Annotated in this window: 5 protein-coding genes; 2 read left to right on the top strand and 3 right to left on the bottom strand. The window is 59.1% G+C overall.

The window, feature by feature from the left end:
- Window positions 1–256: 256 nt before the first annotated feature.
- On the top strand, window positions 257–673 hold the full coding sequence (locus VGI36_20075) for a DUF2203 domain-containing protein (protein ID HEY2487447.1): 417 nt from the start codon (window positions 257–259) through the stop codon (window positions 671–673).
- Window positions 674–992: 319 nt separating this feature from the next.
- Complete coding sequence (locus VGI36_20070) at window positions 993–2030, top strand: IS110 family transposase (protein HEY2487446.1); 1038 nt, start codon at window positions 993–995, stop codon at window positions 2028–2030.
- A gap of 290 nt (window positions 2031–2320) precedes the next feature.
- Here VGI36_20070 and VGI36_20065 read toward each other — a convergent pair whose 3' ends face one another.
- The 3 genes from VGI36_20065 to VGI36_20055 form a co-directional block, all read right to left on the bottom strand.
- Complete coding sequence (locus VGI36_20065) at window positions 2321–3127, bottom strand: response regulator (GenBank protein ID HEY2487445.1); 807 nt, start codon at window positions 3125–3127, stop codon at window positions 2321–2323.
- Between the two features lie 90 nt (window positions 3128–3217).
- Window positions 3218–4243: a UDP-3-O-(3-hydroxymyristoyl)glucosamine N-acyltransferase gene (gene lpxD / locus VGI36_20060; GenBank protein ID HEY2487444.1), complete on the bottom strand. Its 1026-nt coding sequence runs from the start codon at window positions 4241–4243 to the stop codon at window positions 3218–3220.
- A gap of 254 nt (window positions 4244–4497) precedes the next feature.
- The gene (locus tag VGI36_20055; protein ID HEY2487443.1) at window positions 4498–4971 is read right to left on the bottom strand and encodes a hypothetical protein; all 474 of its coding nucleotides are present in this window, start codon (window positions 4969–4971) and stop codon (window positions 4498–4500) included.
- Between the last annotated feature and the right edge of the window lie 315 nt (window positions 4972–5286).

The raw sequence follows: 5286 nt of genomic DNA, 5'->3' as shown, positions 1-5286 counted from the left end.
GGGCGCTGGAGAACCTGGTCGACGGAAATATCGTGAATCAAATTAAGGTAAAAGAGAACGTAAAGATGTGGGCGCGCGCGGCACTTGATAGGATGTTAGAGATCCAGTGATTATCCGCAAACGACCTCGTGAAAAATTCTTGCGGCGGGTTCCCCGGTATTGGTCCGATCTCCGGGAACACCGCCGTCGTGTTGTTGAACGTCAAACGGCGCAAACTGTTGCCAGGCTGGAACTAGATATGGCGCGAACTTTTACGGTGGCTGAAGCCGAGAGCCTGTTGCCGGTGCTGGAGTCGCTGCTGCGCTCCGCCATCGAGGCCAAAACGCTGATCGAAGCAGTCGAGGCCGAGCAGCAAGCGCTGGCCAATCGCATCTTTCTGAACGGTGGCACCCGGGTCGACATTGTCACCGTGGCGCGCCGCAAGGCAGAACGCGACAAGGCGTTGCAGCGAGCCAAGGACGCGGTTGCCGAAATCGACGCGACCGGCGTGCAGGTGAAGGACCTCGACATCGGGCTGCTGGATTTCCCGTGCATCGTCGGCGGGGAGATTATTCTGCTCTGCTGGAAGCTGGGCGAGAAGGGCATCACGCACTGGCACAGTCCGGAAGAAGGCTTCGCCGGCAGAAAGCCCATCGACGATCGCATTCTGCGCGACCAGCGGAAAAGCAATTAGCGGGTAGCGGCGCCTGGCTGCGGAAGAGCAGTTGGAGAGTAGCGGCGCGATGGGAATCCGGTAAATCAGCGCTTCAACGCCGCGCTTCGACGCATTTATCAATCCGCTTCCCATTTGCGGTTGTCATCCCGACCGCAGGCGGGACGCATTTGCCCGCCGGAGTGGAGGGATCTGCGGTTCGCCGCGCATCGGAATGACGTTCCAACGCAGGCAAACCGCAGATCCCTCGGCTTCGCTTGATTTCATAACGACGTTGGCTCGATCGAACCGAGTACTCTGAGTTTGCAAAGACCAGGGGCTCGGGGAAGGAGCCAACGCGATGTTGATTATAGGTTGTGACTTTCACCCTGGGTTTCAGCAAGTGGCGATCTTTGACAAGTCAACGGCAGAGTTAAGTTTTCGCCGCCTGCAGCATCCCGACGAAGCGCGGCAGTTCTACGCTTCGCTGGAGGAAGCGGCGCAAGTGGGCATGGAGGCCTGCGGTTACACGCAGTGGTTCGAGCGCTTGCTAGCCGAGTTGGGACACGAGCTTTTGCTGGGCGATGCGGCGCGGATTCGGGCCTCGGTAGTGCGGCGGCAGAAGACGGACCAGCGCGATGCCGAGCACATTCTGCACCTGCTGCTGGAGGGGCGCTTTCCGCAGCTGTGGGTGCCGACGGCGGAGCAGCGCGATGTGCGGCAGTTGCTGCTGCATCGCCATCATCTGGTGCGCAACCGGACGCAGGTAAAGAACCAGCTGCAAGCCATGGCGTTGAATCAAGGGGTGCAGAAGAAGCGCCAGCTGTGGACCGAGGCGGGCCGGGCGGATCTAGAGAAGCTGGTGTTGCCGGCCTACACCGCGCAGCGGCGCGATGAGTGCCTGCAGCGGCTGGATTATTTGGACTGCCAGATCCGGCAGCTAAGTCAGAAAGTCGAGGCCGAAGCCGGGCAGCGGGAGGCGGTGCGCTTACTGCGAACGCATCCTGGGGTAGGTCCGCAGACGGCCCTGGCCTTCGTGCTGACCATTGGCGAGGTAGCACGTTTTGCTAATGCCAAAAAGGTGGCCAGCTACGTTGGACTGATTCCGGCTGAGTACAGCTCGGGGGGCAAGCAGCGCCTGGGCCGCATCAGCAAGCAGGGATCGCCGCTGTTGCGCTTCTTGCTGGTGGAGGCGGCGCAGACGGCGGCGCGCTTCGATCCCACGCTGAAGCGCATGTACGTACGGCTGTGTATGCGGCGCAGTCGCGGACAGGCCAAAGTGGCTGTGGCTCGGCGGCTGGCCACCAGGTTGTACTGGATGCTGCGCACCGGCAAGAACTATGTGCAGCTGACGGCTAGTGGTGCAGGTGAGCCCGTGTCATCCCGTGGTGCGGCGTAAGTATCGTCCGCTTGAGTGGGCAGCCTGCCTCCTGTCATGGGACGGGAGTTCGCATGTGAATCATGGTCCTGTGGCCGAATAGATGGGTGGCGAAGCAAGCCTCGCCAGCAGATTGGAAACGAGCCCTTGGTCGGAGCCGGAATTTCCAATAGAGCGAAGTGGCGCATCTTCGGTGCGTCGCCGCCCCCGTCCGCCTTGACAACGCCAACGTCGTTATAGACGGGATGACAATTCAAATTAGGTGGAAGTTACGGCGCAGATGAAGCTGCGCCCCTTCAAAAGCTCACAAATTATTTCTTCTCGATGAGCCTGGCCGTGAGCACGGCGCCGTCCTGGTCGTCGTGCAGCTTGATGGGGAAGATGAGCACGTTCCAAGTCCAATGCGGACTTTCCTGCGGCAGGTGTGAAGCGCCGCGAAAGCCGCGGCGATCGATGTAGGTTTCGCGGGTGTCGGAAACGGTGCGCAGGATTTCGCGCCACTCGTCTCCCAATTGCGGAAATTGTTCGAACAGATTTTTGCCGGCGAACCAGGCGCGCTTGTGTCCGTTCATCGACGCGAAGTAGTCGTTGACGAACTGCCAGTTGCCGTCGCGGTCCAGGATTTCCAGGACAATGTCGTCGCCCATCGCCATCGAAATGCGCGAATAGTAGAAATCACGCGCGTCGACCACCACGGGGCGTCCACGCTTCTTGGCTTCGAACGAGCGCAGCGCATTCACCAGATCTTCCACCGAGCTGTAGCCCTTCAGCAGATGCATATCGGCGATGCCGCCGAACTTCCGCTCGAGGGTTGCCGACAGAATGATGATGGGCACCTGCGGCCGCTTGCGACGCAACGTCTCGGCTACATCGGTGCCGAACTTGCCAACCCCAAGATGGTAATCGAGAACCGCGATGTCGATGCCCTGGATCTTCGACTCGGCCTCCTCGATGGAAGAGGAGGTTATGACCGAGTAGCCCTTCTGGCGCAGGATGGCTGAGCGCAAAACCAAATTCTCTTCGCGGTCGTCCAGCAACAAAACGCGGATCGGCTTGTCCGGGACAACCTGCGGTCCGAGGGCGACCGATGACGGCGGATTGGAAACTTCTTCACTCATTAGGAAGTTAGAAGCAGCCTGGGGTATTTAGGTAACTAAATTTGATGCGAAAGCAGCACAAATCGTCAGGTTCGGGCCCGTATTTTGCTTTCAGGGCTCGTTTTTAGCAGATTTGCTGCTGCCGTGCTGTTTGGCGCGTATAGCTTTGGCAAGTTCCGGAAGCTTACTGAAGATACCCACGGCGCGCAACCACTGTTTGTGATCGAAGGCCGGCGAGCCGCTGACCATGGAGCCGGCGGGAATATCGCCGTGTGTGCCGCTTTGCGCGGTCACGATGACGCCATCGCCGATATTACAGTGCCCGGCGACGCCGACCTGACCGGCCAGGATCACGTTCTTGCCGACCACGGTGGAGCCGGCGAGGCCGACCTGAGAGCACAATAGCGAGTTTTCGCCGACGGCGGAGCCGTGGCCGACCTGCACCAGGTTATCGACCTTGGCACCGCGGCCAATGCGGGTTTCGCCAATGCTGGCGCGGTCGATGCAGGAGTTAGCCTGCACTTCGACGTTGTCTTCCAGGACGGTCGGTCCGGACTGGGTGATTTTCTCCCAATGATCGCCGTCGCGGGCGAAGCCGAAGCCGTCGCAACCGACGATGACACCGTTTTGCAGGACGACATTGTTGCCCAGGGTGCAGAATTCGCGAACGACGGCATGCGCATGAGCGAAGAAATTGTTGCCGATGGTCACGCTGCGATAGATCACGACGTGAGGCAGCAGCACGGCATTGTCGCCGATCTGTACATCGTCTTCGACGACGACATATGCGCCGACGTGGGCGTTGGCGCCGATCTTCGCGGTTGGCGCGATGACGGCTGTGCGATGTATTCCGGGTGCATAGGCAGGGCCTTGGTAGAAGAGGTTGATAGCGCGGGCGAAGGCCAGGTAGGGATTCTTGCTGCGCAGCATGCCGCCGGGGATAGCAGGGAAGTCCTCAGAGACGATGACAGCCGAAGCAGGCGTCGTCTTGGCCAAGGCTGCATATTTGGGATTGGCGACGAAGGTGATGTGCCCGGCAGCGGCTTCTTCAATGCCGGCGACGCCCGTAATTTCGGTGTTGCTGTCCGCGTTTTCCAGCGAGGCGCCGAGGGCGGAGGCGATGTCGGAAAGTTTCATGGGAATTGTGGTACTGGCCAACTTCAGCGACTCATCGGAAAGTCAACCGCAGATCCCTCCTCGGCCTGAAGGCCTCGTCGGGATGACAAATCTAAATGACTGACAACGGCGCACATGAAGGTGCGCCCTTTCAAAACCTCTCGCTCTCAAAACCTCGCGCTTCTCAAAACCTCTTGCTCTCAAAACCTCTTGCTCTCAAAACCTCTTGTCCTCAAAACCTCTTGCTCTCAAAACCTCTTGCTTGGTTAGCGAGGTCACTGAAACATGGGTACTTGGCGAATGTCGTCCGGGCGACGTCCCCGCCGGCCGGACTTCTCACCGATCACGCCGATCACGGTCATCTCCGCCAGGGCCGAGCGCGGCACGAAGATACGCTGGGTATTCGACTGTGCGTCCGGCGGAATGATGGAAAAGCCCTCGCCGCCCTCGTGCAGCAAATCGTTGGGCATCATGCCCTCGATGACTTCGTTATCGCGAAAGCGCAGCCGCACCCAAAGGCCTTCGACGCGCGGCCGGGAGGTGAAGGTCTTGCGCGTCAGCGTCTCGGTATCGCCGAACTCACGCACAAAGTACACGCCCTTGATGTCGCGCAGGTCCATGGTTACGACGTTGCCGGCGGTGTTCATCAGCTCAAGCTTGCCCTCGGTGACGAAGGCATTGCTGACATAGCCGTTGACTGTGTCGCGGTCCATTTTGCGGACGATGACCTTTTTGTGGGTCGTAGCCATAGCTGGTGCTGAACGTTGGAGCCTAAGCCAGATTGTCGCACTTTTACTGAAAGTGTGCCCCTTAGAAGCTACTCTGTAGCCAAATCGTCAACCTTGTGTTATTGTTCGCATTGCAGCGCCCTAGGTGCAGACCTTCCTTAAGTTCTGTCTTAAGAGCGAGTTGCAGATTTCCACAGCGACTTGCTGGCAGTAGATGCGGGAGTGCGCCCACCCCAGTGGCGAGGAGCATGGGGTCAGGGTTGGTAGTCGAGTCGTTTTCCTGAGGATCCGTTCATCTTCTGGTTTTACCTTTTAGAGTCATATATTTAGATGGCA

Source organism: Candidatus Binataceae bacterium, assembly GCA_036495685.1.
Taxonomy (GTDB): domain Bacteria; phylum Desulfobacterota; class Binatia; order Binatales; family Binataceae; genus JAFAHS01.
Note: the sequence above shows the minus strand (reverse complement) of the source record. Positions and strands in the feature narration are given on the sequence as shown.